General features: G+C 66.5%; 26 protein-coding genes. 13 read left to right on the top strand and 13 right to left on the bottom strand.

Annotated features, from left to right (window positions below; translation table 11 throughout):
- Positions 1–39 precede the first annotated feature (39 nt).
- The 5 genes from hslU to BPET_RS24260 all read right to left on the bottom strand — a co-directional run bounded on the left by hslU (position 40) and on the right by BPET_RS24260 (position 4,512).
- Positions 40–1,374 (bottom strand): ATP-dependent protease ATPase subunit HslU, encoded by a 1,335-nt coding sequence (hslU, locus tag BPET_RS24280; protein WP_012251622.1) that lies wholly within the window; start codon positions 1,372–1,374, stop codon positions 40–42.
- Positions 1,375–1,410: 36 nt separating this feature from the next.
- A complete protein-coding gene (gene hslV / locus BPET_RS24275) occupies positions 1,411–1,950 on the bottom strand; it encodes an ATP-dependent protease subunit HslV (RefSeq protein WP_012251621.1) in 540 nt (179 codons plus the stop codon).
- A gap of 162 nt (positions 1,951–2,112) precedes the next feature.
- Positions 2,113–2,577, bottom strand: a complete 465-nt coding sequence (dksA, locus tag BPET_RS24270; protein WP_012251620.1) for an RNA polymerase-binding protein DksA — start codon at positions 2,575–2,577, stop codon at positions 2,113–2,115.
- 56 nt (positions 2,578–2,633) lie between these two features.
- Positions 2,634–3,740, bottom strand: coding sequence for a CobW family GTP-binding protein (locus tag BPET_RS24265; protein ID WP_012251619.1), 1,107 nt, complete (start codon positions 3,738–3,740; stop codon positions 2,634–2,636).
- A gap of 268 nt (positions 3,741–4,008) precedes the next feature.
- Positions 4,009–4,512 (bottom strand): Fur family transcriptional regulator, encoded by a 504-nt coding sequence (locus tag BPET_RS24260; RefSeq protein WP_012251618.1) that lies wholly within the window; start codon positions 4,510–4,512, stop codon positions 4,009–4,011.
- A 155-nt stretch (positions 4,513–4,667) separates the two neighbouring features.
- Here BPET_RS24260 and BPET_RS27125 point away from each other — a divergent pair, with 155 nt between their 5' ends.
- From BPET_RS27125 to BPET_RS24230, 7 genes are all read left to right on the top strand, one after another.
- Positions 4,668–4,817 carry a hypothetical protein gene (locus BPET_RS27125; protein ID WP_173376852.1) on the top strand — a complete coding sequence of 50 codons (150 nt, stop codon included), beginning with the start codon at positions 4,668–4,670 and terminating at the stop codon, positions 4,815–4,817.
- Positions 4,814–5,542: a metal ABC transporter ATP-binding protein gene (locus BPET_RS24255; protein WP_012251617.1), complete on the top strand. Its 729-nt coding sequence runs from the start codon at positions 4,814–4,816 to the stop codon at positions 5,540–5,542. Before BPET_RS27125 ends, BPET_RS24255 begins: the two co-directional genes overlap by 4 nt.
- Positions 5,539–6,411: a metal ABC transporter permease gene (locus BPET_RS24250; protein WP_012251616.1), complete on the top strand. Its 873-nt coding sequence runs from the start codon at positions 5,539–5,541 to the stop codon at positions 6,409–6,411. Before BPET_RS24255 ends, BPET_RS24250 begins: the two co-directional genes overlap by 4 nt.
- A gap of 52 nt (positions 6,412–6,463) precedes the next feature.
- Positions 6,464–7,492 carry a metal ABC transporter substrate-binding protein gene (locus BPET_RS24245; protein ID WP_012251615.1) on the top strand — a complete coding sequence of 343 codons (1,029 nt, stop codon included), beginning with the start codon at positions 6,464–6,466 and terminating at the stop codon, positions 7,490–7,492.
- Between the two features lie 41 nt (positions 7,493–7,533).
- Positions 7,534–8,124, top strand: coding sequence for a DUF1007 family protein (locus BPET_RS24240; RefSeq protein ID WP_231852730.1), 591 nt, complete (start codon positions 7,534–7,536; stop codon positions 8,122–8,124).
- Positions 8,121–9,143: a nickel/cobalt transporter gene (locus BPET_RS24235; protein ID WP_012251613.1), complete on the top strand. Its 1,023-nt coding sequence runs from the start codon at positions 8,121–8,123 to the stop codon at positions 9,141–9,143. Before BPET_RS24240 ends, BPET_RS24235 begins: the two co-directional genes overlap by 4 nt.
- A gap of 150 nt (positions 9,144–9,293) precedes the next feature.
- On the top strand, positions 9,294–11,348 hold the full coding sequence (locus BPET_RS24230; protein ID WP_012251612.1) for a TonB-dependent receptor domain-containing protein: 2,055 nt from the start codon (positions 9,294–9,296) through the stop codon (positions 11,346–11,348).
- Between the two features lie 7 nt (positions 11,349–11,355).
- Here BPET_RS24230 and xerC read toward each other — a convergent pair whose 3' ends face one another.
- Genes xerC through BPET_RS24205 form a run of 5 tightly spaced genes read right to left on the bottom strand, consistent with a single transcriptional unit; the run spans position 11,356 to position 15,775 of the window.
- A complete protein-coding gene (gene xerC / locus BPET_RS24225) occupies positions 11,356–12,336 on the bottom strand; it encodes a tyrosine recombinase XerC (protein WP_012251611.1) in 981 nt (326 codons plus the stop codon).
- 37 nt (positions 12,337–12,373) lie between these two features.
- Positions 12,374–13,051, bottom strand: coding sequence for a DUF484 family protein (locus BPET_RS24220; RefSeq protein WP_012251610.1), 678 nt, complete (start codon positions 13,049–13,051; stop codon positions 12,374–12,376).
- A gap of 7 nt (positions 13,052–13,058) precedes the next feature.
- On the bottom strand, positions 13,059–13,973 hold the full coding sequence (dapF, locus tag BPET_RS24215) for a diaminopimelate epimerase (protein WP_012251609.1): 915 nt from the start codon (positions 13,971–13,973) through the stop codon (positions 13,059–13,061).
- A gap of 46 nt (positions 13,974–14,019) precedes the next feature.
- Positions 14,020–14,910, bottom strand: coding sequence for a lysophospholipid acyltransferase family protein (locus BPET_RS24210; protein WP_012251608.1), 891 nt, complete (start codon positions 14,908–14,910; stop codon positions 14,020–14,022).
- Positions 14,903–15,775 (bottom strand): lysophospholipid acyltransferase family protein, encoded by an 873-nt coding sequence (locus tag BPET_RS24205; RefSeq protein ID WP_041863259.1) that lies wholly within the window; start codon positions 15,773–15,775, stop codon positions 14,903–14,905. Before BPET_RS24205 ends, BPET_RS24210 begins: the two co-directional genes overlap by 8 nt.
- A gap of 274 nt (positions 15,776–16,049) precedes the next feature.
- On the opposite strand from BPET_RS24205, the gene metK reads away from it, so the two are divergent.
- Positions 16,050–17,213 carry a methionine adenosyltransferase gene (gene metK / locus BPET_RS24200; protein WP_012251606.1) on the top strand — a complete coding sequence of 388 codons (1,164 nt, stop codon included), beginning with the start codon at positions 16,050–16,052 and terminating at the stop codon, positions 17,211–17,213.
- 72 nt (positions 17,214–17,285) lie between these two features.
- Here the strand turns inward: metK and BPET_RS24195 are convergent, their stop codons facing one another.
- Both BPET_RS24195 and BPET_RS24190 read right to left on the bottom strand, forming a co-directional pair.
- On the bottom strand, positions 17,286–17,768 hold the full coding sequence (locus BPET_RS24195) for a MaoC family dehydratase (RefSeq protein WP_012251605.1): 483 nt from the start codon (positions 17,766–17,768) through the stop codon (positions 17,286–17,288).
- A gap of 16 nt (positions 17,769–17,784) precedes the next feature.
- Entirely contained in the window at positions 17,785–18,777 is a 993-nt protein-coding gene (locus BPET_RS24190) for a tripartite tricarboxylate transporter substrate binding protein (protein ID WP_012251604.1), read from the bottom strand.
- 140 nt (positions 18,778–18,917) lie between these two features.
- Here BPET_RS24190 and BPET_RS24185 point away from each other — a divergent pair, with 140 nt between their 5' ends.
- Together BPET_RS24185 and BPET_RS24180 are read left to right on the top strand one after the other, a co-directional pair.
- Positions 18,918–19,817 carry a LysR family transcriptional regulator gene (locus tag BPET_RS24185; protein WP_012251603.1) on the top strand — a complete coding sequence of 300 codons (900 nt, stop codon included), beginning with the start codon at positions 18,918–18,920 and terminating at the stop codon, positions 19,815–19,817.
- A gap of 114 nt (positions 19,818–19,931) precedes the next feature.
- Positions 19,932–21,098 (top strand): CaiB/BaiF CoA transferase family protein, encoded by a 1,167-nt coding sequence (locus BPET_RS24180; RefSeq protein ID WP_012251602.1) that lies wholly within the window; start codon positions 19,932–19,934, stop codon positions 21,096–21,098.
- Positions 21,099–21,147: 49 nt separating this feature from the next.
- On the opposite strand, the gene BPET_RS24175 is transcribed toward BPET_RS24180, so the two are convergent.
- The gene (locus tag BPET_RS24175) at positions 21,148–22,071 is read right to left on the bottom strand and encodes a LysR family transcriptional regulator (RefSeq protein WP_012251601.1); all 924 of its coding nucleotides are present in this window, start codon (positions 22,069–22,071) and stop codon (positions 21,148–21,150) included.
- 145 nt (positions 22,072–22,216) lie between these two features.
- Here BPET_RS24175 and BPET_RS24170 point away from each other — a divergent pair, with 145 nt between their 5' ends.
- From BPET_RS24170 to leuD, 3 genes are read left to right on the top strand one after another with little or no spacing between them, the layout of a single operon-like run.
- Positions 22,217–23,200 carry a Bug family tripartite tricarboxylate transporter substrate binding protein gene (locus tag BPET_RS24170; protein ID WP_012251600.1) on the top strand — a complete coding sequence of 328 codons (984 nt, stop codon included), beginning with the start codon at positions 22,217–22,219 and terminating at the stop codon, positions 23,198–23,200.
- A gap of 27 nt (positions 23,201–23,227) precedes the next feature.
- Entirely contained in the window at positions 23,228–24,649 is a 1,422-nt protein-coding gene (gene leuC / locus BPET_RS24165) for a 3-isopropylmalate dehydratase large subunit (RefSeq protein ID WP_012251599.1), read from the top strand.
- Complete coding sequence (leuD, locus tag BPET_RS24160; protein WP_012251598.1) at positions 24,646–25,296, top strand: 3-isopropylmalate dehydratase small subunit; 651 nt, start codon at positions 24,646–24,648, stop codon at positions 25,294–25,296. Before leuC ends, leuD begins: the two co-directional genes overlap by 4 nt.
- The last annotated feature ends 40 nt before the right edge of the window (positions 25,297–25,336 follow it).

Genomic DNA, 25,336 nt, shown 5'->3' with positions numbered 1-25,336 from the left:
CGCCGCGCGAGAAACTGCCCACCGCCGGCGCCCGGGCTGCTACAGCACGTAGCGCGCGAGGTCCTGGCTGGAGGCCGCTTCGGAGAGCTGCGCATCGACGTACGCGGCGTCGATGGTGATGGTCTTGCCGCTGCTGGCGGTGGCGTCGAACGACAGTTCTTCCAGCAGTTTTTCCATGACCGTGTACAGGCGCCGCGCGCCGATGTTTTCGGTGCGCTCGTTCACGGAGAACGCCAGCTCGGCCAGGCGTTCGATGCCGTCGGGCTTGAAGTCGAGCTGCACATCTTCGGTGCCCAGCAGCGCCGAGTATTGCTTGATCAGCGACGCGTCGGTGTCGGACAGGATGCGCACGAAGTCTTGCGCCGTCAGGGATTCGAGCTCGACGCGGATGGGAAAGCGCCCTTGCAGCTCGGGAATCAGGTCGGACGGCCGCGACAGGTGGAACGCGCCCGAGGCTATGAACAGGATGTGATCCGTGCGCACCATGCCGTAACGGGTGTTGACCGTGGTGCCTTCCACCAGCGGCAGCAGGTCGCGCTGCACGCCCTGGCGCGATACGTCGGCGCCGCCGCTTTCCTGGCGCGCGGCGATCTTGTCGATTTCGTCGAGGAACACGATGCCGTTCTGTTCGACGTTGGCGATGGCGGCGGTGCGCAGGTCGTCTTCGTTGATGCGCTTGGCGGCTTCTTCTTCGACGATCAGCTTGAAGGCTTCTTTCACCTTCATTTTCTTGGGTTTTTTCTTATCGCGCGCCAGGCCGGCGAACATGCCGCGCAGCTGCTCGGCCATTTCTTCCATGCCGGGCGGAGTCATGACGTCCATCTGCGGCACGGGCTGGGCGATTTCGATCTCGATTTCCAGGTCGTCGCACTTGCCTTCGCGCAGCCGCTTGCGGAAGGTCTGGCGGGCGTTGCTGTCTTCGCCGCGCTCGGGTTCGCCTGACGTGCCGCGCGACGGCGGCACCAGGGCGTCGAGGATACGGTCTTCGGCGGCGTCTTCGGCCTGGGTGCGCACACGGCGCATTTCGAGTTCGCGCGTCTGCTTGATGGAGTATTCGGTCAGGTCGCGGATGATGGTGTCGACGTCGCGCCCCACGTAGCCCACTTCGGTGAACTTGGTGGCTTCGATCTTGATGAAGGGCGCGTTGGCCAGCTTGGCCAGACGCCGGGCGATTTCGGTCTTGCCCACGCCGGTGGGTCCGATCATCAGGATATTCTTGGGGTGGATTTCATGGCGCAGCGGTTCTTCGACCTGCTGGCGGCGCCAGCGGTTGCGCAGCGCTACGGCCACCGCGCGCTTGGCGCGGTTCTGGCCGATGATGTATTTGTCGAGCTCGGAGACGATTTCTCCGGGGGTCATGGTGGATGCTGACATGTGCGGAATCCTTGCTGCGGCCGGCCTGGCGGCCGCTTACTCGCCCAGCGTTTCGATGACGTGGTTCTGGTTGGTGTAGATGCAGATGTCGCCGGCAATTTCCAGCGATTGCTTGACGATGTCTTGCGGCGACAGCTCGGTGTTGCGCAGCAGCGCCAGCGCGGCCGACTGGGCGTAGGCGCCGCCCGAACCGATGGCGGCCAGGCCGTGTTCGGGTTCGAGCACGTCGCCGTTGCCGGTAAGCACCAGGGTGTGCTCGGCGTCGGCCACGATCAGCATGGCCTCCAGGCGGCGCAGCACGCGGTCGGTGCGCCAGTCGCGCGTCAGTTCGACGGCGGCGCGCATCAGGTGGCCCTGGTGCTTTTCCAGCTTGGCCTCGAAGCGCTCTTGCAGGGTGAAGGCGTCGGCGGTGGCGCCGGCGAAGCCGGCCAGAATCTTGTCGTGGTACAGGCGGCGAATTTTGCGGGCCGTGCCCTTGATGACGATGTTGCCCAGGGTGACCTGGCCGTCGCCGCCCAGCGCAACCTTGTTGCCGCGGCGCACGCAGACGATGGTGGTGGCGTGAAATTGTTCCATGCGTTCCTTCCTTTGAAGCCCCTAGCTGAGGGCGAAGCGCCGGATTTCAAGCCGCATCGTGGCGGCCCGCGTCGTTCATTATGCTCCGGGCGGGGCAAATAAAAAGGGCCGCTGCGGAAATCCGGCGCGGCCCTGGTAAGGCGAACAAAAGCGGGGACGGAATCAGTCGCCGTAAAGCTTCTGGCGCATTTCACGCCGTTCCTGCGCTTCGAGCGACAGCGTGGCGGTGGGGCGGGCCAGCAGGCGGGGAATGCCGATGGGCTCGCCGGTTTCTTCGCACCAGCCATATTCGCCGCTGTCGATGCGGGCAATGGACTGTTGCACTTTTTTCAGCAGCTTGCGCTCGCGGTCGCGGGTACGCAGTTCGAGTGCATGCTCTTCTTCGATGGTGGCGCGGTCGGCGGGATCGGGCACGAATTGCGTTTCGCGCAGGTGCTCGGTGGTTTCGCCGGCGTTGGCCAGGATGTCTTGTTCGAGTTGCTTGAGCCGTTCCTTGAAGAACGCCAGCTGGCGTTCGTTCATGTAGTCCGATTCGGGCATGGCCAGCAATTCTTCTTCGCTGGGCAGATCAATCGCCGTATCACTCGTCGACTTGCTTGATTTTTTGGTTGCTGCCTTGGTAGCCATGAAAACACTCCACTATGAATCGATCCTGGCGCGACGTGCGCGTCTGGATTGCGGCGTCAGCCCGCCAGGCACTGCTCCAAGCCCCGGGTGAAAATTTCCTGGGGCAGCTTGCGTCCGATGAACACCATTTTGGTGGACGGTTTCTCGGCCGCGGTCCACGGCTTGCCGGGTTCGGCACCCATCATCATGTGCACGCCCTGGAACAGCATGCGGCGATTGATGCCTTTCATGTACAGGATGCCTTTGTAGCGCATCAGGTCGGGACCATAAACCTGCACCACGCCGCCCAGGAATTCTTCCAGCCGCGCGGGATCGAACGGCTTGTTGGAGCGGAAGACGAACGCGCCGATTTCGTCGTCGTGGTGGTGATGATGATGGTGATGTTCGTGATGGCAGTGATCCCCGCATTCGCCTTCGTGGTCGTGATCATGGTCGTGATCGTGATCGTGACCGTGGGCGTGGCTGTGCGCCGCGTCGGGGTGCTCGTCGGCCAGGAAGTCCGGGTCGATGTCGAGGATGGAATTCAGGTTGAAGCCGCTGATGTCGATGATGGACTTCAGGTCGGCGTCACCGAAGTTCACCGGCGAAATGGGCGCGCGCGGGTTGATGCGCACCAGGCGGGCGCGCAGCGCTTCGTAGTCGGCTTCGTTGACCAGGTCTTTTTTCGAGACCAGGATGCGGTCGGCGAAGCCGACCTGTTTCTGGGCTTCTTCCTGGGCGTCGAGCGTGGCCATGCCGTGCTTGGCGTCGACCACCGTGACGACCGCGTCCAGGCGGTAGTATTCGGCGATCTCGTCGTCCATGAAGAAGGTCTGGCACACCGGACCAGGATTGGCCATGCCGGTGGTTTCGAGGATGACGCGTTCGAAGTTCAGCTGGCCGGCCTCGCGCTTGGCGCGCAGGTCGGACAGGGTGCGCATCAGGTCGCCGCGCACTGTGCAGCAGACGCAGCCGTTGCTGAGCTCGATGATTTCTTCCTGGCTGTCTTGCACCAGCAGATCGTTGTCGATGCTTTCCGGCCCGAATTCGTTTTCGATGACCGCGACGCGGCGACCGTGGAACTCGGTGAGGATGCGCTTGAGCAGGGTGGTCTTGCCCGCACCGAGAAAGCCGGTGAGGATGGTGACGGGAACCATTTTGTCCAAACTGCGCTGGGTATTCATGGCAAGGCGGCAAGCTGAATGCCGGGGGGCGCACGGGGCGCCGCTCGGGCGTGGACTACAGGCGGCCACTGTCGCGGCCGGACGCAGGATTACAGCACAGTCGGGGCGGGGGGGCAAACCCCGGACCTACCCCAGCAGGGTTTTCCGAAGAAGCTGGAAAAACGCCGCTGTAATCCGATAGATACAGTTATATGGGGATGGATTGCGGCATATCAAGATACGCCGCGGCGACCAACGCCGCGGCCCCGGGGGGGCCGGGGGCCCTTTTTTAGTGGGAATGGCCGTGGTGTGGGTCTGCGGCGGGGTACTTCTGCTGGCACTGCGGGCACAGCGCGCGGATTTCGGTTTCGTGGGTGGCCAGCGCGAAGCCGGTGCGGGCTACCCGCTCGGCCAGTTGGCGGCTCATGGCCGGATCGCTGACTTCGGCAACGGCGCCGCAGCCGGTGCATACGACCAGCAGGTCGTGGGGGGCGCCGGCCGCGTCGTGGCAGGCGGTCCAGGCATTGACCGCGTCCAGCCGGTGGATCAGGCCTTCGTCCATCAGGAAATCGAGCGCGCGGTACACCGTGGGCGGCGCCGCGCCCGGGTGCTCGGCGCGCATGGCGTCGAGCAATTCGTAGGCTTTCAGGCTGCGTCCGTGCCGCAACAGCAGTTCCAGCACCTTGCGGCGGATGGGCGTCAGCCGGCGACCGCGCTGCGCACACAGCGATTCGGCGATAGTGAGCTGGTCGCCCACGGGATCGGGGCGGGATGAGCGGGGCGAAGTGGACATCGGGATCTGGACGGCCGGCGAGGGCGATTCCGCGAAGGTATCAGAAAACGCGGCCGGCGGGGCGAGGCGGCGCCAGGCAGTATTTGTTATGATATAACATATCTATCTTGAAACGCCGTCTGTTGCGGATGGCGCACCCTCTTGGTTCTACCCGCATGTCTCATATTGTTTCGGCGATGATTGCCCGGCCCGGGCGTTCAGCCTTGCGCGCCTCGGCCGGGGCGCGGCTGGGCATTGCCCTGCTGGCCGCGCTGGCCCTGTGGGTCCTGACCGGCTGGGCGCTGGACTGGTGGACGCCGGCATGAACAGCCTGCAGGGCGCCGCTCCCGCGATTGACTTGCGCGGCGTGGCCTTTGGCTGGCGCGGCCGCGTGGCGGTGCACGGCGTGTCGGGCAGTTTCGCGCGCGGCTCGATGACGGCGGTGGCCGGGCCGAATGGAGCGGGCAAGTCGACGCTGATCAAGGGGCTCATGGGGCTGCTGCGGCCCCTGTCCGGCAGCGTGCGCATTGCCGGCGCCGGGCGCAGCCGGCTGGCCTGGCTGCCGCAGGCGGCCGAAGTGGACCGCGCGTTTCCCATCACGGTGCTGGACATGGTGGCCATGGGCGCATGGCGCCGGGTGGGGCCGTGGCGGCGCTTCGGCGCCGCCGAAACCGCCCGCGCCTGGCAGGCGCTCGAAGCGGTCGGACTGGCGGATGAGGCGGGCCGGCTGGTCGGCGCGCTGTCGGGTGGGCAGATGCAGCGCGCGCTGTTTGCCCGCCTGCTGCTGCAGGACGCGCCGGTGCTGCTGCTGGACGAGCCGTTGACGGCCGTGGACAGCCACACCGCCAATATCCTGATGGAGCTGTTGTGCGGCTGGCACCGGGAGGGGCGCACGGTGATCGCCGTTCTGCACGACCTGGCGCTGGTGCGCCGACACTTCGGTCAGACCCTGTTGCTGGCCGGCCGCCAGGTGGCCTGGGGTCCGACGGCCGAAGTGCTGACGCCGGCCAACCTGGCCGCCGCGCGCGGCGCGCAGCAGGAGCGGATATGAGTCCGCTGGATTGGGCGGTCGCACCGTTCGGCGACTACGGTTTCATGCGCCGCGCGTTGGCGGGCACGTCGGCTGCCGCGCTGGGGGCGGCCCCTCTGGGTGTCTTCCTGGTATTGCGGCGCATGAGCCTCATGGGCGATGCCATGTCACACGCGATTCTGCCGGGCGTGGCGGCGGGGTTCCTGCTGTCCGGCCTGTCGCTGGGCGCCATGCTGCTGGGCGGCCTGGCTACCGGACTGGCGGTGGCGCTGCTGTCCGGCCTGGTGGCGCGCCTGACGCCGCTGCGCGAAGACGCCAGTTTTGCGGCGTTCTACCTGATATCGCTGGGCCTGGGCGTGTTGATGGTGTCGGTGCGCGGCTCGAACATGGATTTGCTGCACGTGCTGTTCGGCACGGTGCTGGGCCTGGACGACGCGGCCCTGCTGCTGGTTACCGGCGCGGCCAGTGTCACGCTGCTGGCAATGGCCGCGCTGTACCGGCTGCTGGCCATGGAATGCCTGGACCCGGGCTTTCTGCGCGCCAGCGGCGGGGGCGGCTCGCTGGCGCACATGGCCTTCCTGGTGCTGGTGGTGGTGAACCTGGTGGCGGGCTTCCAGGTGCTGGGCACCCTGATGGTGGTGGGCATGATGATGCTGCCGGCCGCGGCGGCGCGCTTCTGGGCGGTGTCGGTGGCGGCCCAGATCGCGCTGGCGGCGGCACTGGGCGTGGCTGCCGGCGTGGGCGGCCTGTTGGTGTCGTATCACTACAACCTGCCGGCTTCGCCCGCCATCATCCTAGCGGCCGGCGCGGTGTACCTGGCCTCTGTCGTGTGTGGCCCGCAGGGCGGGCTGTGGCATAGCCTGGCCAGGCATGGCCGGGGCGCGCCGTGAAAGCCGGGGGAACGTGCAGGTGGGTGTCAGCAAGGCAATAAGGAGAACGACCATGCATGGATTTTTCGCCGCGCAATCGCGGCGTCGCATACTGATGATGCTGGCCCTGGGTACCGCTTGCGCGTCCGCGCCAGCGATGGCGCGCGCCGCCGAACCCCTGCGCGTGGTGGCCACGTTCTCGGTGCTGGGCGATATGGTGCGCGAGATCGGCGGACCCGACGTCGCTGTGACTACGCTGGTGGGGCCTGACGGCGATGCGCACGAATACGAGCCCACGCCACAGGCCGCGCGGCAACTGGCCGGCGCAGCTGTGCTGATCGAGAACGGCCTGAGCTTCGAGACCTGGCTGCCGCGGCTGGTGAAGGCGTCAGGCTTCGCCGGGCGTGCCGTGGTGGCCTCGCAGGGCATCGCGCCGCGTAAGCTGGCCGACGCGGAACACGAACACGATCACGGCGACGACCATGACCACGATGCCGGCCATGAGCATGGCCACGGCGACGCCGACGGGCATGCGCACGGCCACGGAACCGGGCATCGCCACCATCACGGCGACCTGGACCCGCATGCCTGGCAAAGCCTGACCAATGGCGCGGTGTACGCCCGCAATATCGGCGCGGGCCTGGCCGCCGCTGATCCGGAGCACGCTGAGGCCTATCGTGAGCGGGCCCAGGCCTATATTGCCCGCATCGAGGCCCTGGACGCCCGGATCCGTGCAACCTTTGCAGCGATTCCCGCGGCGCGCCGGCAGGTGGTGACCTCGCACGACGCGTTCGGCTATTTCGGCGACGCCTATGGCGTGCGCTTCATTGCCGTGGCCGGGTTCTCGACCGATGCCGAACCATCGGCCGCCGACATGGCGCGCATTGTCGAGCAGGTCAAGCGCGAGCGGGTGCCGGCGGTGTTCGTCGAGAACATCACCAGTCCGGCGCTGGTGCGGCAGATCGCGCGCGAAACCGGCGCCAGGGTGGGCGGTACGCTTTATTCCGATGCACTGGCGCCTTCCGGAAAGCCGGCCGCCACCTATCTGGGAATGTTCGAATGGAACGCGCGCCAGCTCTCTGCTGCCTTGCTGCCGCAATAATCATGGCCTGCGCCGCGCCGGCGGCGCGGGCGCATCCGCACATGTGGATCGACGCCCGCGTGCGCATTGCGTTCGACGGACAGGGCCGCGTGGCTGCCATCGAGCAAGACTGGCAGTTCGACGAGATGTTTGGCGCCTACACCACCCAGGGCCTGGAAAAAGGCCCTGACGGCGGCTTGCCGGCCGCAACCCTGCAGGGCATGGCGCGCGACTGGATGCGCGCGCTGGGGGAGCCGGTGTCGCACTATTTCACGCGCCTGACCATAGACGGCCAGGCTCTGGCCTTCGCCGCGCCGCGCGATGCCGCCGTGCGCTGGAGTCCGCAAGACCAGCGCCTGAGCCTGTCGTTCACGCTGCCGCTCGCACAGCCGGTGGCGCCGGGCAAGCAGGGGCTGCGGGTCGATATCTACGATCCCACTTATTTCGTGGCCTATGCCTTCGATGCGCCGGGCGCCGTAGCGCTGGCTGGCGCACCCGCGGGGTGCGCCTGGGCGTACCAGCCGCCGCGCGCGCTGGACTGGCAGACCATGCAGCAACTGGCTGCCATCCCCGCCGATCCCGATGCCTTGCCCGAAGAGTTGTTCGCCATTACCAAAGGGCTGACCCACCGCATCGAGGTGGCGTGCCCATGACGTTCCCGCGCCGCTCGCTGCCGTTGCTGTTGTTGTTGCTGCCCCTAGCGGCCGGGGCGCAGGGCGCGCATCCGTTCGGCGTGCCCGAAAGCGGCGGCGGCATGGCTGGCCCGGACTGGCTGGCAGCGTTGTTCGGCCAGGTGTCGGCCTGGCAGACGCATTTCTACCGCCAGTTGACCGGCGCCGTGCGCGCCTGGCAGGCAGGCGGCGCGGCGGTCTGGGGGTTGCTGGGCTTGTCGTTCGCGTATGGCGTGTTTCATGCGCTGGGCCCGGGCCACGGCAAGGCGGTCATTGCCTCGTATGTACTGGCCAACCGCCAGACGGCGCGCAATGGCGCGCTGCTTGCCCTGTTGTCGGCGCTGCTGCAGGCGCTGGTGGCGATTGCGCTGGTGACGGTGCTGGCCTGGCTGCTCAACGCCACCGCTTCGGCCATGAACCAAGCCACCCGCTGGCTGGAAACGGCCTCGTATGCGTTGATAGTGGCGCTGGGGGCATGGCTGGTGTGGCAGAAGGCCGTGCGGACCTGGCTGCATCGCGCCGGCCCGGCGCATGAGCATGAGCAGGTCCAGGCCGAGGTCCAGGTGCAGATACACAGGCACAGTCACGCCCATGCACACCATGATGCCGGCTGCGGTTGCGGCCATGCGCATGCCCCGGCCGCCGAACAAGTTGCCGGCCCGCTGGAATGGCGCAAGGCGCTTTCGGCCATTCTGGCCATGGGCCTGCGTCCGTGCAGCGGCGCGCTGGTCGTGCTGGTGTTCGCGCTGTCGCAGGGGGTTTTCGCGGCAGGCATCGCCGCAGCCTTGGCGATGGGGCTGGGCACTGGCCTGACCGTGGCCGCGCTTGCCGTCGTGGCGGTGCTGGCCGGCAGTGCCGCCACGCGCTTCGGCGCCGGGCTGTCGGCCCAGTGGGCAGGGCGCCTGCGCACCCTGCTGGAAGCCGCCGGGGCGCTGGGCATTCTGCTGCTGGGGCTGGTGCTGTTGGGCGGACGACTGGCCGCGGCCACCGCAGCCGCCTGAGCCGCATGCCGTTGCCGTGGGGCGCGGCGGCGCTGAAAGGCCGTGCCTGGAGGCAGGCGCCTGGTTTTCGGTGTATCGAGGTGCGTCTTGAATTGATATGTTATATCATTTCTAAAGTTATGGAATGATATAACATTCATGGGACGGGAAATGCAGATCAAACCGCTACCGCTGGCCGTGGCAATGTCGCTGGGGCTGGCCGCTACCGCTCAAGCGCAACAGGCGCAGCAAGCACAACAGACCCAGCAGGCGCCCACGCTGGCGCCGATCACCGTATCGGCCAATCCCTTGGGCCTGGACCCCGACAGCATGGCGCTGCCGGCCCTGGTGCTGAGCGGCGACGCGCTGATCGAGCGCCGGCACGACACCTTGGGCAATACGCTCGACGGCCTGCCCGGCATTCATTCGGACACCTTTGGCGGCGGCGCCAGCCGGCCGGTGATCCGGGGCCAGACCGCGCCGCGCGTGAAGGTGTTGTCCGATGGCTCGGAGCTTATGGACGCGTCGAATATTTCGCCCGACCATGCCGTCACCACCGAGCCGCTGCTGGCGGACCGCATCGAAGTGCTGCGCGGCCCCGCCACGCTGCTGTACGGCGGCGGGGCGATTGGCGGCGTGGTCAATGTGCTGGACCGCAAGATTCCCACGGCGGTGCCGGAAAAGGGCGTGGAAGCCGAAGCCGAGGTGCGCGGCGCCACCGGCACCGGCGAGCGCGCGGGCGCCGTGGGCATTACGGCGGGCACGGGCGAATTCGCCGTGCGGGTCGAGGGCCTGAAGCGCCGGTCGGACGACTACAACGTGCCCGACTGGCCAGGCGGCGAACTGGAAGGCTCGTACAGCAGGTCGTCGCAAGGCACGGTGGGCCTGTCGTGGATCACGCCGCGCGGCTATGTGGGCGTGGCCTATACCTACCTGGAAAGCAAATACGGGCTGCCTGGGCACAACCACGAATACGAAGGGTGCCACCCCCACGGCACGCACCTGCATTGCGGCGGCCATGATCACGACCATGACCACGATCACGATCATGAGCACGGAGAGGAAGATCCGCCATACGTGAAGTTGCGCAGCAATCGCGTCGACCTGCGCGCGGAATATGCCGAGCCCTTCGCGGGGTTCGAGAAAATCCGTTTCCGCGGCGGGCTGACCGACTATCAGCACCAGGAAATCGAGGGCGGCGAAGTGGGCACCACGTTCAAGAACCGCGGCTACGACGCGCGCCTGGAGCTCGAACACAAGCCGCTGTACGGCTGGCGTGGCGTGGTGGGCATACAGAATGCCTACAGCGACTTCAGCGCCGACGGCGAAGAAGCCTTTTTGCCGCGCAGCGACACCCGTTCCACCGGCATCTTCTTGCTGGAAGAATACAAACTGGGCGACTGGCGCTTCGAGGTCGGCGCGCGCCAGGACTGGCAACGCATCTCACCCGAGGGCGACCACCCGCGTTCGAGCCAGTCGGGCACGTCGCTGTCTGCCTCGGCAATCTGGAACTTCGCGCCCCAGTACTCGGTTGCGCTGTCGTTGTCGCGCTCGCAGCGCCTGCCCTCGGCCCAGGAACTGTATGCCGACGGCGTGCACCTGGCCACCAATACGTATGAAATCGGCAACCCCGACCTGGGCAAGGAAACTTCGCGCAACATCGACCTGACGCTGCGCAAGCACGAGGGCGACACTACCTTCAGCCTGAGCGCGTTCCACAACCGGGTGAAGAACTACATCTATGCCAATACGCTGGATCAGTTCGAGGATTTCCGCCTGATCGAGTACACGCAGCGCGACGCGGAGTTCACCGGGCTTGAAGGCGAAGTGCGCCACCAGTTCACCAAGGTGTTCTCGGCCGCCGTGTTCGGCGACTATGTTCGTGGCAAGCTCACGGGCGGCGGTGGCAACCTGCCGCGCATCCCCGCCGCGCGACTGGGCGTGCGCGCCGACGCCAAGTGGCGCCAATGGTCGGGCGGCGTCGAGTATGCCCACGTGTTTCGCCAGAACGACATCGCCTCGTACGAGTCCAGCACCCCGGGCTACGACATGGTCAACGCCGTGGTCAGCTATCGCGGCGGGCTGGGCGCGGACGCTGCCTACGAAGTGTATTTGCGCGGCACCAACTTGCTGGACAAGCTGGCCTACAACCACGCGTCGTTCATTTCGAAAGTGGCGCCGTTGCCTGGCCGCAGCGTGCTGCTGGGCGTGCGCGTGACGTACTGAGCGCCGGCTACGACTTGCGTCCGGCGCGCGGGTGCGCCTGGTCGTAGGCCTTGGCCAGGTGCTGGAAGTCGAGCCGGGTGTAGATCTGCGTGGTCGAGATGTTGGCGTGGCCCAGCATTTCCTGCACAGCCCGCAGGTCTTGCGCCGACTGCAGTACATGGCTGGCGAAGCTGTGGCGCAGGACGTGGGGGTGCACGTGGGCCGGCAGGCCGGCGGCCTGGGCCAGCCTGGCCAGCTGCAGCTGTACGACGCGCGGCGCGATGCGCCGGCCGCGCGCGCCCACGAACAGCGCCGCGGCATCGCCGGCGGACGCCGCGGCCGCGGCCAGTTGCGGGCGCGCGTCGATCCAGCGCCGCAAGGCAGTCAGCGCGGCCTGGCCCACCGGCACCGCGCGGCGCTTGCCGCCCTTGCCCAGCACCACCACTTCGGCATCGTCCAGGTTCAGCCAGCTGCGCGATTCGTAATCGGCCGAGCGTTCGTAGCGAATGTCTAGCCCCACCAGTTCGGACAGCCGCAGGCCGCTGGAGTACAGCAGCTCGAACATGGCGCGGTCGCGCAGGCCGGCCGGATCGGTGGCGAGCCGGCTGGTGGCGTGGTCGAGCAGCGCCTGCGCCTGCTCGACCGACAGCGCCTTGGGCAGGCCGCGCGCGGCTTTGGGGGCGCGTACCCCGGCCACCGGGTTGCCGGCTAGGCCCGCACCGGGCGCCCACCATTGATAAAAACCGCGCCAGGCCGCCAGCGTGCGCGCCAGGCTGCGCGGCCCCAGCCCTTGCGCGTGCAGCCGCGCCACGAACTGGCGAATGTGTCCGTTGGCTAGTTGTTCGAGCGGCAGGCCCGCTGCCTGCGCCAGCACGGCCAGCTGGCGCAGGTCGCGCCGGTAGGCGTCGAGGGTGTGCGGCGAGTAGCGCCGATGCGCCCGCAGATGTTGCAGCCAGGCATCTAGTGGCTGCGGCAGGGTATCGGGCGGCGCGGGCTCGGCGTGGCTCATGGGATGAACTGCTGCTGGCCGTGAGCCGCCGCGGTTTCTAGCCCTGGGCGGCGGGCGTGGCCAGCCGGCGCAGCGTGGCCGAAGCCAGGCGGCCGATGGCCTCGAGAAACACAGTGCCCATTTCGGGGGTGAAGCGCTCGGGGTCGTCGGAACCCAGCACCAGCAGCCCGACGCTGGGCTGGTCGGGGTCCAGCCGTAGCGGCACCAGGGCCAGCGAGCGCGGCTTGGCGTCGAGCCAGCCGGCCGCCTCGAATTCGGTGTCGGGGCCGCAATAGGGGGCCTTCAGGCTGTCGGCGAAGGCGCGTACGTCGGCCGAGACCGGCTCGCCGTAGCCCGAGGGAGGCTGGCCCGGCAGGTTCCACAGGCGCAGCGCGACGTGGTTCAGGTCGAACTGCTCGGCCAGGCCCAGGGCGATTTCGCCAGGCAGGTGCTGGGGCTCGGCTTCGCCCAGCAGGCGGCAGCACCATTGCGATACACGCTCGCCGATGGCCTCGTTGGAGTCGGCATGGTGGGCCAGCTCGTTCAGGCGCCATTCGAGTTCGCGGTTGCGCTCGCGCAGGGTGAGAATCTGCCGTTCGCCCAGTGAGATGGCGCGCGCGCCGTGGGGATGCGGCACCTGCAGGGTGGCGAACACTTCGGCGTGCTGGTCGAAGAAATCGGGGTTGTTCTGCAGGAAATCCGCGACGTCCTGGGCGGTGAAAGCGGTATCGGTCATGAGAGGCTTAGCGGCCGAGGGCCATGGAGAAAACCAGTTTGTCGATGTCGACCTGGCCCGTGAAGACGGACGTGGCCGGGCCGGTCATGCGCAGGTGCTCACCGTTCCAGTCGACAGTGAGCGTGCCGCCGCGTGTGTGCACGCGCACGGGCGAATCGAGCAGGCCGCGCCGGATGCCGGCCGCCACCGCGGCGCAGGCGCCGGTGCCGCAGGCCAGGGTTTCGCCGGCGCCGCGTTCGTACACGCGCAGGCGGATGGAATGGCGGTCGAGCACTTGCATGAAGCCGGCGTTCACGCGCCGCGCGAAACGCGGATGGCGTTCGATCAGCGGGCCGATGGCGGCCACCGGCGCGGCATCGACGTCGTCGACCTGCTGTACGGCGTGGGGGTTGGAGATGGCCACGGCCGACACCTGTACGCTGCGCGGCAGGCCGGGGGGCGCGTCGGGCAGGTCAAGCTGCCAGAGGGTGTCGCTGCCCTGGGCGGCCGAAGCCAGGCCCGCGGTGTCGAACGGCAAGGCGGCAGGGTCGAAGCGGGTGACGCCCATGTCGACGGTGACTTGTTCGTCGTCGCCTTCGTCCAGCACCAGGATGCCGGTGGCGATTTCGGCGCGTAGCGGATTGCGGCTGGACAGCCGCTGCTCGTGCACGAAACGCACGAAGCAGCGCGCGCCGTTGCCGCAGTGTTCGACCTCGGAGCCGTCGGCGTTGAAGATGCGGTAGCGGAAGTCGGCCTCGGGGTGCGTGGGGGGCTCGACCAGCAGGATCTGGTCGGCGCCGATGCCGAAATGCCGGTCGGCCAGGGCGCGCGCGCGCTCGGGCGTGATGTCGATGGCTTGGCGCACGCCGTCGAGCACGACGAAGTCGTTGCCCGCGCCATGCATTTTGGTGAAGTTCCAGATCATCGGTCGATTATCGCCCATTACGGCGCGGCGGTGGCGGTTGCGGCGGGTTGCCCCGCCGCCGGCTTCAATAGAACTTGGCCTCGCCCAGCGGGCGGGTCTTGAAGCGCCGGTGCACCCAGTAATACTGGCTGGGGCAGCGCCGCACCCAGGCCTCGATTTCGCGGTTCAGGCGGGCAGTGGCGTCTTCCAGCGAACCCTCGCCGGGAAAGTCTTCCAGGGGAGGCAACACCTCGACGTGGTACCGGCCGCTGGCCGGATCCCAGAAGTCGATGACGGGCAGCACGGCGGCATCCCATTTGCGGGCCAACTGGGCGGTGGCAAGCAGCGTGGCCGCCTGCACGCCGAAAAACGGCACGAACACCGCGCCGCTGCGCCCGAAGTCCATGTCGGGCAGGTAGTACACCGGACGCGGCGCCCGCAGGTGGCGGATGAGTTCGCGTACGCCGTCTTTGCGGCTGACCAGGAAGACCTCGTTAAAGCGTGCCCGCCCGTCGCGCACGATGGCATCGACCGCCGGGTCGCTTTGCGGTGTGTACATGGTGGCGCTGCTGGGCACTTCCATGGTCAGCCGGGTGGCCGCCGCGTCGAGCGCCACGAAATGGGGCGCCAGCAGGAGCACGGGGCGGCCCTGGGCGATCAGGGCGTTGATGCGGTCGGCGCCGTTCTGGGTGACCAGGTCGCGGATGGCGTCGGGGCTGCCGTACCACAGCACGCCGCGATCGATGATGGTCTGCGCCAGGGCGCGAAAGTGTTCGCGCAGCCATTGTTCGCGCACATGCTCGGGCTGGTCGGGAAAGCACAGCCGCAGGTTCAGGCGCACGATGCGCGCGCGCGAGCGGGCCAGTCTCGGGGTCAGCCAGCCCAGGGCGGCGCCGATGCGCTGGCGCGTAGCCGGGCGCATGCGGCCGAACCAGGCAAACAGCGAGGCCAGGGCGCGCGTCTTGAAGTCAGTCATGGGCAGGGGTGTCGGAAGGTACAGGCGGCGCGGGCGGCGCGCCGCGCGGAATCTTGTAGCGGTTGTAGCTCCACAGATACTGATGTGGAATGCGGCGGATCAGTTGTTCCATGGTGGCGTTAAAGAGCGCCGCCTGGGCTTGCGGGTCGGCCGGCAAGGGCCCGGGCACGCGCATGAAATGCACCCGCCAGCCGCGCCCGCGCGGCAGGCGCTCGCCCGCCACCAGGATGACCGGAACCCCCGCCTGCGTCGCCAGCCTGCCGGGCAGCGTGACGGTGTAGGCCATGCGACCGAAGAAGGGCGCCCATACGCCGTCGCCTTCGCCGGGCGCTTGGTCGGGCAGCAGGCCCACCGATTCGCCGCGGCGCAGCGCGCGCACGAATTCGCGCACCCCGTTAAGGTTGGCCGGCACCGCCTTCACGCCCGAGGTATTGCGCGCGGTGTCCAACAGGGGCGCCAGCGCGGCGATGCGCGGCGGGCGGAACATGACGGTCAGCGGAATATTGCGCGCCGCTATGTAGCGCGCGGAAATCTCGAAGCAACCCAGGTGAGGCGTCAGGAACAGAATGCCGCGGCCTTCGGCGCGGGCGGCATCGACCACGGCGAGGTCATCCGACCCCGTGCTGGCCAGGCTCTCGGCATTGCGGAACCACACCTTGGGCATTTCCAGGATCATGGCGCCGGTTTCGGCGGCAGCGCGCCGCGCGAAGGCGGCGTCAGAATAGCCCGCCTGGGCCGCGTTGGCCCGCAGCCGCCGCCGGTAGCGGCCCGGGCAGGCATATACCAGCAGGCCCAGCAGGCGCCCGGTGGCGTGCAGCAGCGGCAGGGGAAGCAGGGCAAGGGCGCGGAACAGGGCTAGCAGCATGCGTGGGCGAAGGCAGGGGGGCGGCACGCCAGGCGTGCACCTTATATCTATAGATTCAGGCTGGGCAGCATGAAGCGGGCATTTTCGCCTAAAATGGTGCCAGTCGCCGAGTTAACCGACAACTTGCGGGGCGACGCCCGGGGCGCAGCGCGCGCTTCAGGCAAAATCCGCTAAAGCGTCGCGCCCAGATCGTCGCAGGCAGGTCCAGATCCGGGGCGCTACGCGCCTCGTTAAACCTGTGTGCCGGCCCAGCCGGTTTCGTAAGGACGCATCCGTGGCCAACAACGATTTTCTCTTCACTTCCGAATCCGTCTCGGAAGGGCATCCGGACAAGGTCGCCGACCAGATCTCCGACGCCATCCTCGACGCCATCTTCACGCAAGACCCCAACGCCCGGGTGGCGGCCGAGACGCTGTGCAACACCGGCCTGGTCGTGCTGGCCGGTGAAATCACCACCACCGCCAATGTCGACTACATCCAGGTGGCACGCGACACTATTCGCCGCATCGGCTACGACAACACCGATTATGGCATCGACTACAAGGGTTGCGCGGTGCTGGTGGCGTACGACAAGCAATCGCCCGACATCGCCCAGGGCGTCGACCGCAAGTCCGAAGACTACCTGAACCAGGGCGCGGGCGACCAGGGCCTGATGTTCGGCTACGCGTGCGACGAAACCCCCGACCTGATGCCGGCGCCCATCTGGTACGCGCACCGCCTGGTGCAGCGCCAGAGCGAGCTGCGCAAAGACGGCCGCCTGCCGTGGCTGCGCCCCGACGCCAAGTCGCAGGTCACGTTCCGCTATGTCGACGGCCGTCCGGTCGAGGTCGACACCGTGGTGCTGTCGACCCAGCACGCGCCCGAGATCTCGCAGTCGGCCATCCACGAAGCCGTCATCGAAGACATCATCAAGCCCAGCTTCCCCGAAGGCCTGATCACGCCGCGCACCAAGTTCCTGGTGAACCCCACCGGCCGCTTTGTCATCGGCGGCCCGCAGGGCGACTGCGGCCTCACCGGCCGCAAGATCATCGTCGACACCTACGGCGGCGCGTGCCCGCACGGCGGCGGCGCCTTCTCGGGCAAAGACCCGTCCAAGGTCGACCGCTCGGCCGCCTATGCGGCGCGCTACGTGGCCAAGAACGTCGTGGCCGCCGGCCTGGCGCGCCAGTGCCAGGTGCAGGTCAGCTACGCCATCGGCGTGGCCGAACCCATCAACATCACGGTGTACACCGAAGGCACGGGCGTCATTCCCGACGAGCAGATCGCCAAGCTGGTGCGCGAGCACTTCGACCTGCGTCCCAAGGGCATCGTCAACATGCTCGACCTGCTGCGTCCCATCTACGCCAAGACGGCGGCCTACGGGCATTTCGGCCGCGCCGAACCCGAGTTCTCGTGGGAAGCCACCGACAAGGCGCTGGAGCTGAAGAAAAGCGCCTGAGGCGGCGCACGCCCCGGCCTATGCAACCCCGCCCTCGTGGCGGGGTTTTTTGATGGCCGAAGTTTTTCTGGCTCAGGAGGCGGTGTCACGCAGAGCGCTGCGCTTGCGCAACAGGTACTTTTGCCAGCCATCCATGACCACAATATCTCGCTGGTTGCGGACCTCCGTAGCCATGACCAGGACGCCCGTCGTGCGATTAGGAATGATCTCTGACACGGTCAGCGTGCTGTAGAGCGTGTCGCCCGCAAAGACGGGCTGCAGGAAGCGGCTGCTTTGCTCGAGGAACGCTTTCAAGGATTCTTCGACCATGTGGGGAAACAAGCCGGCGCCGGCCGCCGTCTGGATGGCCACCTGGAACCCGTGCGCCAACATATGAGGCATACCGCGAGAGCGGCAGTATTCCACATCGTAGTGAATCGGATGATTGTCGCCGCTAGCCGCCTGAAACGCCGCGAATAGTGCGTCTGTCATGGTGCGTGAAGGCAGAATGAATCTCTCTCCGATGCGAAAATCTTCGAGATACCGCTGCTCGCACATGGGTTGCATGATTGCCATGAAAGAAAACTCCTTGTCAGTTCGCCGACATATGCGCCGCTTTAGCGACTTGCCCCCATTTTTTCAGCTCGCTGTCCAGGAACTTTGCCAAGGAGGCAGGCTGGGGGTCGCTTTCCAGAACCAATCCCATATCGTAGGCACTGCGTTTGAGCGATTCGTCGTGAAGCGCCGCACGTAGCGTGGCATTGAGTGTGTCGATCACCGGGCCGGGCGTGCCCATTGGCACAAACACGCCGTTCCAGGTGTACGCCTCGTAGCCGGGAATTTGTTCGGCGATGGCGGGCGTCTCGGGTGTTTGCGGCAGACGCTGCGCCATTGAAGTTGCCAGCAGGCGTACGGTGCCGGCGCGGACCTGCGCCAGGCCGGTGGGCGCGCTGTCGAGCATGAATTGGACGTGGCCGCCGATGACATCCGCCATGGCAGGAGCGCTGCCACGATACGGCACGTGCAAAGCCTGGGTGCCCGCCATGTAGTTAATCAGTTCTGCTCCCAGATGGGGCGCGCTGCCGACGCCGGCCGAGCCAAAATTCACCTTTCCGGGGTTGGATTTCAGATAGGCAAGAAACTCGGGCAGAGACTTGGCTGGAACGTCCTGGTTCACCACAAGCACCAGAGGCGCCTTGGCTGCCAGTCCCACCGGCGCGAAATCTTCGACGGTTCGGTACGGCAGCTTGGCGTGGATGCTGGGGTTGACAGCATGGGCAACGGTGGTGAACAGCAGCGTGTAGCCGTCCGGGGAGGCTTTGGCGACGGCTTCCGTTCCCACCACCGTTCCGGCGCCGGTGCGATTTTCGACGATGATGGTCGCGTTCAGCTGCCGGCTCCAACTTTCGGCCAGCGCGCGGGCGAAGGTATCGGTCGGCCCGCCGGCCGCATAGGGCACGACCAGTTTGACAGGCCGGTCCGGAAAGTTGGAAGCCGCTTCAGCGGTCGGCCCGGACGCAATAAGTGTGCAGCCCGCCATGAGGGCGACGCGCGCCAGGACGCGCCGCGAGAGTTTGCTGGTCATCTGTTGTCTCCATTGTTCGGGGTGCGGCAAACTATAGGTAAGGCGCTAGCGTCCGGCCAGTCGAACGTTTCTTAGCGATGTTAGAAACCTTCTAATATGCCGCTCGCGTTGCGGCAGTTCCCACATTTTTCGGACCACACATGCGCTACGAACTGACTGATTTGCGCGTCTTCCTGGCGATTGCCCAGGCGCGAAGCCTGAGTGGCGGCGCCTCCGACATGCACTTGACCGCACCGTCGGCGAGCTATCGGCTGAAGAACCTGGAGCAGGCAATGGGCGTGCCTTTGTTCGAACGTACATCCAAGGGCATGTCCCTGACGCCCGCGGGTATGACCGTGCTGCGCCATGCCCAGACCATTCTCAGCAACGTCGACCGCCTGCAAGGCGAAATGCGTCGCCACACCGATGGCATCGAAGGTCATCTGCGGGTGTTCGCTAACAGCAGCACTATGAGTAGCCTGCCAGTCGCCTTGAGCCGCTTTCTGGCGGCTTACCCCAACGTGAATGTCGATCTGGACGAGCAACTTAGCGAAGAAACCGTCAAGGCAGTGCTGGATGATCGCGCTGACATTGGCCTGGTTGCCGGATCCATCGAGATGCGGGGGCTCGAGTTCATTACCTATGGCAAAGATGAACTACTGTTCATCATTCCCCCGCGCCACCCGCTCGGCCTGCATCGCAAAATTTCTCTTGAGGCCGCGTTGGTCCACGATCTGGTCGCCATTGGGCGCCGCAGCAGCAATTTCTTGTTTTTGCAACAAATGGCTGAGCAACTGGGCCTCAAGCCGCGAGTACGCGTGCATGCGCCCAACTTCGATGCCGTGTTGCGCTGTGTTCAAGAGGGCGCTGGCATTTCGCTGGTGCCGCGCTCGGTGGCGACGGCAGCCCTTGAAAAAGGCATGGTCGAAGCGGTCGAGCTTGAGGAATCCTGGGCCGTGCGCGAGCAGCGCGTCGTGATGCGCAGCCTGAAAGCGCTGCCCACCTATGCACGCGATTTCGTCAACTATGTGGCCGAGCTTGCCCCCGCGCCTGGCGGCTGATTAGAGAATTTGGAAGGCCGGTTAAAAATTCTCGACTGGCGGCGATGAAAACCCCGTTCCTATAATTTTTCTTCCGCCGCCCGTGCCTGTCGCGGCGTTTTTTCCCAGGACAATATGCTTGCTTCGCTTCCTCTGGACGGCGTGACTGTCGTCGCACTCGAACATGCTATCGCCGCGCCATTCGCCAGCCGGCAGCTTGCCGATCTGGGCGCGCGCGTCATAAAAATAGAACGCCCGGAAGTAGGCGATTTCGCGCGAGGGTACGACGCCACGGTGCGCGGGATGTCATCGTTTTTCGTTTGGGCCAATCGCGGCAAAGAAAGCCTGGCTCTCGACCTGAAAGATCCGGCTGCGCGGGAAGTCCTGCACAGGCTTATCGCCAAGGCTGATGTCTTCATCCAAAACCTGGCACCTGGCGCGGCGCGGCGCATGGAGTTGGATTTCGACGCCCTGCATGCGCAGTTTCCACAATTGATCGTCTGCGATATTTCCGGCTACGGCGACGATGGCCCTTATCGTGAAAAGAAAGCCTACGATCTGCTCATCCAGGCGGCGTCGGGGCTGATCTCCGTGACTGGCACGCAAGAATGCCCCTCGCGCACCGGGATATCCATTGCCGATATCTCGGCCGGTATGTATGCCTATTCAGGCATTCTTGCCGCCTTGCTCCAACGGGCCCGCACGGGCGTCGGCCTGCGCGTGGAAGTCACCATGCTGGAGGCGTTGACTGAATGGATGTCGTACGCGCTGAACTTCGCGCATTACGGCGGCACGCCTCCGGCCCGCAACGGCGTGGCGCACCCTGCCATTGCTCCGTATGGCCAATATCGGGCGGGGGATGGCAAGAGCATTATTTTTGGCCTGCAGAACGACCGCGAATGGCAGAGATTCTGTGCCGACGTCCTGGAGGACGCCATGGTGGCCGCCGACGCCCGTTTTTCCACCAACCTGCAGCGCGTGGCGAATCGGGCGGCCCTGGATACCCTGATTGAAGCGTGTTTTTCCGGGTTGACGCGCGAGCAGGTGTTGGCGCGTCTTGATAAAGGGGAAATTGCCAATGCTCCCCTGAATTCCATGCACGACGTTTGGGAACATCCGCAATTTCGCGCACGCGGACGCTGGCGCGACGTGGACACGCCCGTAGGGCCTGTTCAGGCACTGTTGCCACCGGCGACGCTGTGCGGCCTCGAAGCCGCCATGGGACCGGTGCCCTCGATCGGTCAGCACACTGAGGCGATCTTGCGCGAACTCGGGCTGGACGAGATCACGGGGACCCGGTAGGCCACCGCAGTATTTGTCATAGTGCCTGTCGGTGCGAGTCGCCGTGGCCCTACCAAGCACACTCGCCGCTGCCCGGCGGCCGCACATGGCGGGCAAAGCGCTGCACCAGGAAATCCACGAACGCCACGGTCTTGGCCGGCAGGTTCAGGCGTTCGGGATACAGGGCGTGAATGTCGGCCGGCGGCGTGCTCCAGTCGGGCAGCACGTGCCGCAGGCGCCCAGATCGTAAATACGCTGCGGTTTCCCATTCCGAGCGCATCACGATACCGTGGCCATCCAGCGCCCATTCCAGGGCGCTTTGACCGTCGTTGGAACTGAGCGGCCCGCGTACCTTGACGGTTTCGACGCGTTGTCCGGCCCGCAGGTGCCACGTGCCGTAGGCCACGTCGTTCTCGCGCACCACGATGCAGCGGTGGCGCTGCAGTTCGCCCGGCGTGCGCGGCTCGCCGTGGGCGCGCAGGTACTGCGGCGATGCGCACAGCAGGCGGCGGTTCGAGGCGATTTTGCGGGCAGTCAGGCGCGCGTCGGGTATTTCGCCGAAGCGCACGGCCACGTCGAACCCTTCGTCCAACAGGTTGACCGGCCTGTCGGTCAGTTGCATCTGCACTTCCACTTCGGGGAATTGCCGGGTGAAATCGGACACCGCCGGCACGATGTGGGCGCGGCCGAATCCGAACGTGGCGTTCAGGCGCAATAGCCCGCGCGGCTGCGCGCGCGCGCTGGCGACGCTGCGTTCCAGCGCTTCCAGGTCGGCCAGGATGCGGCCGCCTTCGGCCAGGTAAAGCTCGCCTTCCTGCGTGACGTTGACGCGCCGCGTGGTGCGGTTCAGCAGCCGCACGCCCAGCCGCCGCTCCAGGTTTGCCAGCCGGGTACTGACCGCGGGCGGCGTGAGCCCAAGTTCGCGCGCGGCGGCCGACAGGTTGCCGTGCTTGACCAGCAGCGAGAAGAAAGCCAGGTCTGACATGCCATCCATGGCGGGGCCTCGCTTAGATTATTAAATTCAATTGAATAAAGCTTTACAGGCTAATTAATTATAAGAACAAAACAGGCCTATACACTGGCCGCACAACATTACACACGGGCCGCGACGCGCGCCCAGACCAAGAGGAGACTGACCGATGATCCCGTCCCGATACCGACGCGCCGTGTTGTTGGCTACCCTGGCCGCCGGCTGTGGCGCCGCCGCGCCCTCCCTGGCGCAGGATTTTCCACAGCGGGCCATTACGCTGGTGGCGCCGTTCGCGCCCGGCGGCAGCGTGGACATCACCGCGCGCCTGATCGCCGATGCCTGGGCCAGGCAATTGGGCCAGAGCGTGGTGATCGAGAACCGCGCGGGGGCATCGGGCAACATCGGCATGGCCGCCGTGGCACGCGCCCAGCCCGACGGCTACACGCTGTCCATCAACACCATGTCGCTGGCGATCAATCCGTCGCTGTTCAAGACCATGCCGTTCGACACGCTGAAAGATCTGCGTTCGGTCGGTACCGTGGCGACGTCGCAGCACGTGCTGACGGTCACCAACAGCCTGCCCGTCAACAGCGTGGCCGAACTGCTGGCATATGTGCGCGCGCGGCCCGCCAACGAAGTGAGTTTCGGATCGGCCGGCATGGGCAGCACCTTTCACATGGCGGCCGAATTGTTCAAGTCGGTGTCGGGCACGCAGATCCTGCACGTGCCCTACAAGGGCGGCGGCCCGGCCATGCTGGACACTATCGGCGGGCAGGTGCAGATGAGCTTTCCGGTGCTGTCGGCGGCCAAGCCGCAAGTGGACAGCGGCAAGCTCAAGCCGCTGGGCGTTACCGGCAAGACGCGCTCCCCCTTGCTGCCCAACGTGCCCACTATCGCCGAGTCGGGGCTGCCCGATTACGAATTCAACACCTGGTTCGTGATCAGCGCGCCGGCAGGCACGCCGCAGGCCGTGGTGGACACGCTTAATGCCAGGCTGGGCGACGCGCTGCGCTCGCCCGAGGTGGCCGACCGCATGAAGCGCGAAGGGTTCGACGCCCTGATATCCACGCCAGTCCAGACCGACCAGATGGTGGCCGCCGAAATGACGCGCTGGGCCGGCATCATCAAGGCCGCCGGCATCCAGCCCAACTGAGGCCGTTTTTTCCAAGGAAATTCGATCATGCCCGGCATGACGCTATACGACAAACTGGTGGCCAGCCACGAAGTGGCCCGCATCGATGCCGAGCACGTGCTGCTTTACGTCGACCTGCACATCATGAACGAGTACACCAGTCCGCAGGCATTCAGTGGTTTGGCCGCGCGCGGCCGCCGCGTGCTGCGGCCCGGCCAGCAGATGGCGGTGGTGGATCACGTGATTCCCACCCATTCCGTGCCCGCCGCGGCGCGCGTGATCCAGGAGCCGGCCTCGTCGCTGCAGGCGCGCAACCTGAAGCGCAACTGCGATGAGCAGGGCATTGCGCTATTCGACACTACCGATCCACTGCAGGGTATCGAGCACGTGGTGGCGCCCGAACACGGCATGATCCTGCCTGGCATGGTGGTGCTGTGCGGCGACAGCCACACCACCACTTACGGCGCGCTGGGGGCGCTGGGCTTCGGCATCGGCACGTCCGAGGTCGAGCACATCCTGGCCACGCAGACGCTGGTGTACCGGGTGGCGCGCAACATGCGGGTGCGTGTCGACGGCCGCCTGCCCGCCGGGGTGTCGGCCAAGGATCTGGTGATCTACCTGGTGCACCGCCTGGGCGCCCAGGGCGCGCGCGGCTTCGCGGTCGAATACTGCGGACAGGCAATTGAAGACCTGTCGGCCGAAGCGCGCATGACCCTGTGCAACATGACCGTCGAGGCGGGCGCGCGCGCCGCGCTGATCGCGCCCGACGATACGACGCGCCGCTATGTCGAGGCGCGCGCGCCGCACCTGGGTGGCGCCGATCTGGAACTCGCGCGCGCCCATTGGCGCACGCTGTATTCCGACGACGATGCGCGCTTCGAGGCCGAGCATGTGTTCGACGCGGCCTCGATCGCGCCATTCGTTACCTGGGGCACTAGTCCGGACCAGGCCGTGCCGGTCGGCGGCGCGGTGCCCGACCCCGAGGCCGAGCCCGACGCCCTGGCGCGCATCGCGTTGCGCAAGGCGATTGACTACATCGGCCTGGCGCCCGGCACGCCCATTGCCGGCGTGCCGATCGACCGCGTTTTCATCGGCTCGTGCACCAACGGCCGCATCGAAGACCTGCGCGTGGTGGCCGGGCTGGTGCGCGGCCGCAAAGTCGCGCCCGGCGTGCGCGCCATGGTCGTGCCTGGCTCGGGCGCCGTGCGCGCCCAGGCCGAGGCCGAGGGCATCGCCGCCCAGTTGATCGAGGCGGGTTTCGAATGGCGCCAGCCGGGCTGTTCCATGTGCCTGGCCATGAACGACGATGTGTTGCGCCCAGGCGAGCGCTGCGCTTCCACCACCAATCGCAATTTCGAAGGCCGCCAGGGACGCGGCGGCCGCACGCACTTGATGAGTCCGGCCATGGCCGCCGCGGCCGCGCTGGCTGGCCGCATCGTTGATGCACGAGCACTGGAGCAGGCCGCATGAAACCGTCTTCCGTCATCGCCGGCATTGCCGCGCCATTGCCCTACAGCAATCTGGACACCGACCAGATCATGCCCAAGCAGTTCCTGCGCATCGTCGACAAAGCCGGGCTCGACCGTGGCCTGCTGTACGACCTGCGCTTCGACGAAGCCGGCCGCCCGCGCGCCGATTTCGTGCTGAACCAGCCAGCCTATGCCGGGGCATGCGTACTGGTGGCAGGCCCGAACTTCGGTTGCGGGTCGAGCCGCGAGCATGCTGTGTGGGGGCTGCAGCAGTTCGGCATTCGCGCGGTCATCGCGCCCAGCTTCGGCGAGATCTTCTTCTTCAACGCCTTGAATAATGGCCTGTTGCTGGTAACTTTGCCGGCCGCGCAGGTAGACGAGCTGCTGCAGCGGGTGTCCAATACCGCCAGCCATCGGGTCGAGATCGATCTGCTGGCCGGCACGGTAAGCGCCGCCAATGGCTGGGTGTCATCGTTCGAACTGTCGGCCCGGCACCGCGACATGTTCGCCCACGGGCAGGACATGGTGGGCGCTACGCTGCGGCAACTGGACGACATCGCCCGCTACGAGGCCGGACACTGGCGCCGGCATCCCTGGATGCGCGATGTCGCACAGCGCGTGCGGGCCCGGCTGGACGCCGCGAGCTGACCCCGGCCGCCTCATTCACGGGAGTGCATTTTGACCGATA

The sequence above is a fragment of the Bordetella petrii genome (assembly GCF_000067205.1).
Taxonomy (GTDB): Bacteria; Pseudomonadota; Gammaproteobacteria; order Burkholderiales; family Burkholderiaceae_B; genus Bordetella_A; species Bordetella_A petrii.
Note: the sequence above shows the minus strand (reverse complement) of the source record. Positions and strands in the feature narration are given on the sequence as shown.

Coding starts and splice junctions, on each gene's coding strand:
- BPET_RS24255 (WP_012251617.1), top strand. CDS start 4,814: ATGAACAGCCTGCAGGGCGCCGCTCCCGCGATTGACTTGCGCGGCGTG.
- BPET_RS24185 (WP_012251603.1), top strand. CDS start 18,918: ATGCGCTACGAACTGACTGATTTGCGCGTCTTCCTGGCGATTGCCCAG.
- hslU (WP_012251622.1), bottom strand. CDS start 1,374: ATGTCAGCATCCACCATGACCCCCGGAGAAATCGTCTCCGAGCTCGAC.
- leuD (WP_012251598.1), top strand. CDS start 24,646: ATGAAACCGTCTTCCGTCATCGCCGGCATTGCCGCGCCATTGCCCTAC.
- BPET_RS24260 (WP_012251618.1), bottom strand. CDS start 4,512: ATGTCCACTTCGCCCCGCTCATCCCGCCCCGATCCCGTGGGCGACCAG.
- BPET_RS24210 (WP_012251608.1), bottom strand. CDS start 14,910: ATGACTGACTTCAAGACGCGCGCCCTGGCCTCGCTGTTTGCCTGGTTC.
- BPET_RS24245 (WP_012251615.1), top strand. CDS start 6,464: ATGCATGGATTTTTCGCCGCGCAATCGCGGCGTCGCATACTGATGATG.
- BPET_RS24170 (WP_012251600.1), top strand. CDS start 22,217: ATGATCCCGTCCCGATACCGACGCGCCGTGTTGTTGGCTACCCTGGCC.
- dapF (WP_012251609.1), bottom strand. CDS start 13,973: ATGGGCGATAATCGACCGATGATCTGGAACTTCACCAAAATGCATGGC.
- BPET_RS24190 (WP_012251604.1), bottom strand. CDS start 18,777: ATGACCAGCAAACTCTCGCGGCGCGTCCTGGCGCGCGTCGCCCTCATG.
- BPET_RS24235 (WP_012251613.1), top strand. CDS start 8,121: ATGACGTTCCCGCGCCGCTCGCTGCCGTTGCTGTTGTTGTTGCTGCCC.
- BPET_RS24220 (WP_012251610.1), bottom strand. CDS start 13,051: ATGACCGATACCGCTTTCACCGCCCAGGACGTCGCGGATTTCCTGCAG.
- BPET_RS24180 (WP_012251602.1), top strand. CDS start 19,932: ATGCTTGCTTCGCTTCCTCTGGACGGCGTGACTGTCGTCGCACTCGAA.
- hslV (WP_012251621.1), bottom strand. CDS start 1,950: ATGGAACAATTTCACGCCACCACCATCGTCTGCGTGCGCCGCGGCAAC.
- BPET_RS24265 (WP_012251619.1), bottom strand. CDS start 3,740: ATGAATACCCAGCGCAGTTTGGACAAAATGGTTCCCGTCACCATCCTC.
- xerC (WP_012251611.1), bottom strand. CDS start 12,336: ATGAGCCACGCCGAGCCCGCGCCGCCCGATACCCTGCCGCAGCCACTA.
- BPET_RS24205 (WP_041863259.1), bottom strand. CDS start 15,775: ATGCTGCTAGCCCTGTTCCGCGCCCTTGCCCTGCTTCCCCTGCCGCTG.
- BPET_RS24240 (WP_231852730.1), top strand. CDS start 7,534: ATGTGGATCGACGCCCGCGTGCGCATTGCGTTCGACGGACAGGGCCGC.
- BPET_RS24175 (WP_012251601.1), bottom strand. CDS start 22,071: ATGGATGGCATGTCAGACCTGGCTTTCTTCTCGCTGCTGGTCAAGCAC.
- leuC (WP_012251599.1), top strand. CDS start 23,228: ATGCCCGGCATGACGCTATACGACAAACTGGTGGCCAGCCACGAAGTG.
- dksA (WP_012251620.1), bottom strand. CDS start 2,577: ATGGCTACCAAGGCAGCAACCAAAAAATCAAGCAAGTCGACGAGTGAT.
- BPET_RS24195 (WP_012251605.1), bottom strand. CDS start 17,768: ATGGCAATCATGCAACCCATGTGCGAGCAGCGGTATCTCGAAGATTTT.
- BPET_RS27125 (WP_173376852.1), top strand. CDS start 4,668: ATGTCTCATATTGTTTCGGCGATGATTGCCCGGCCCGGGCGTTCAGCC.
- BPET_RS24250 (WP_012251616.1), top strand. CDS start 5,539: ATGAGTCCGCTGGATTGGGCGGTCGCACCGTTCGGCGACTACGGTTTC.
- BPET_RS24230 (WP_012251612.1), top strand. CDS start 9,294: ATGCAGATCAAACCGCTACCGCTGGCCGTGGCAATGTCGCTGGGGCTG.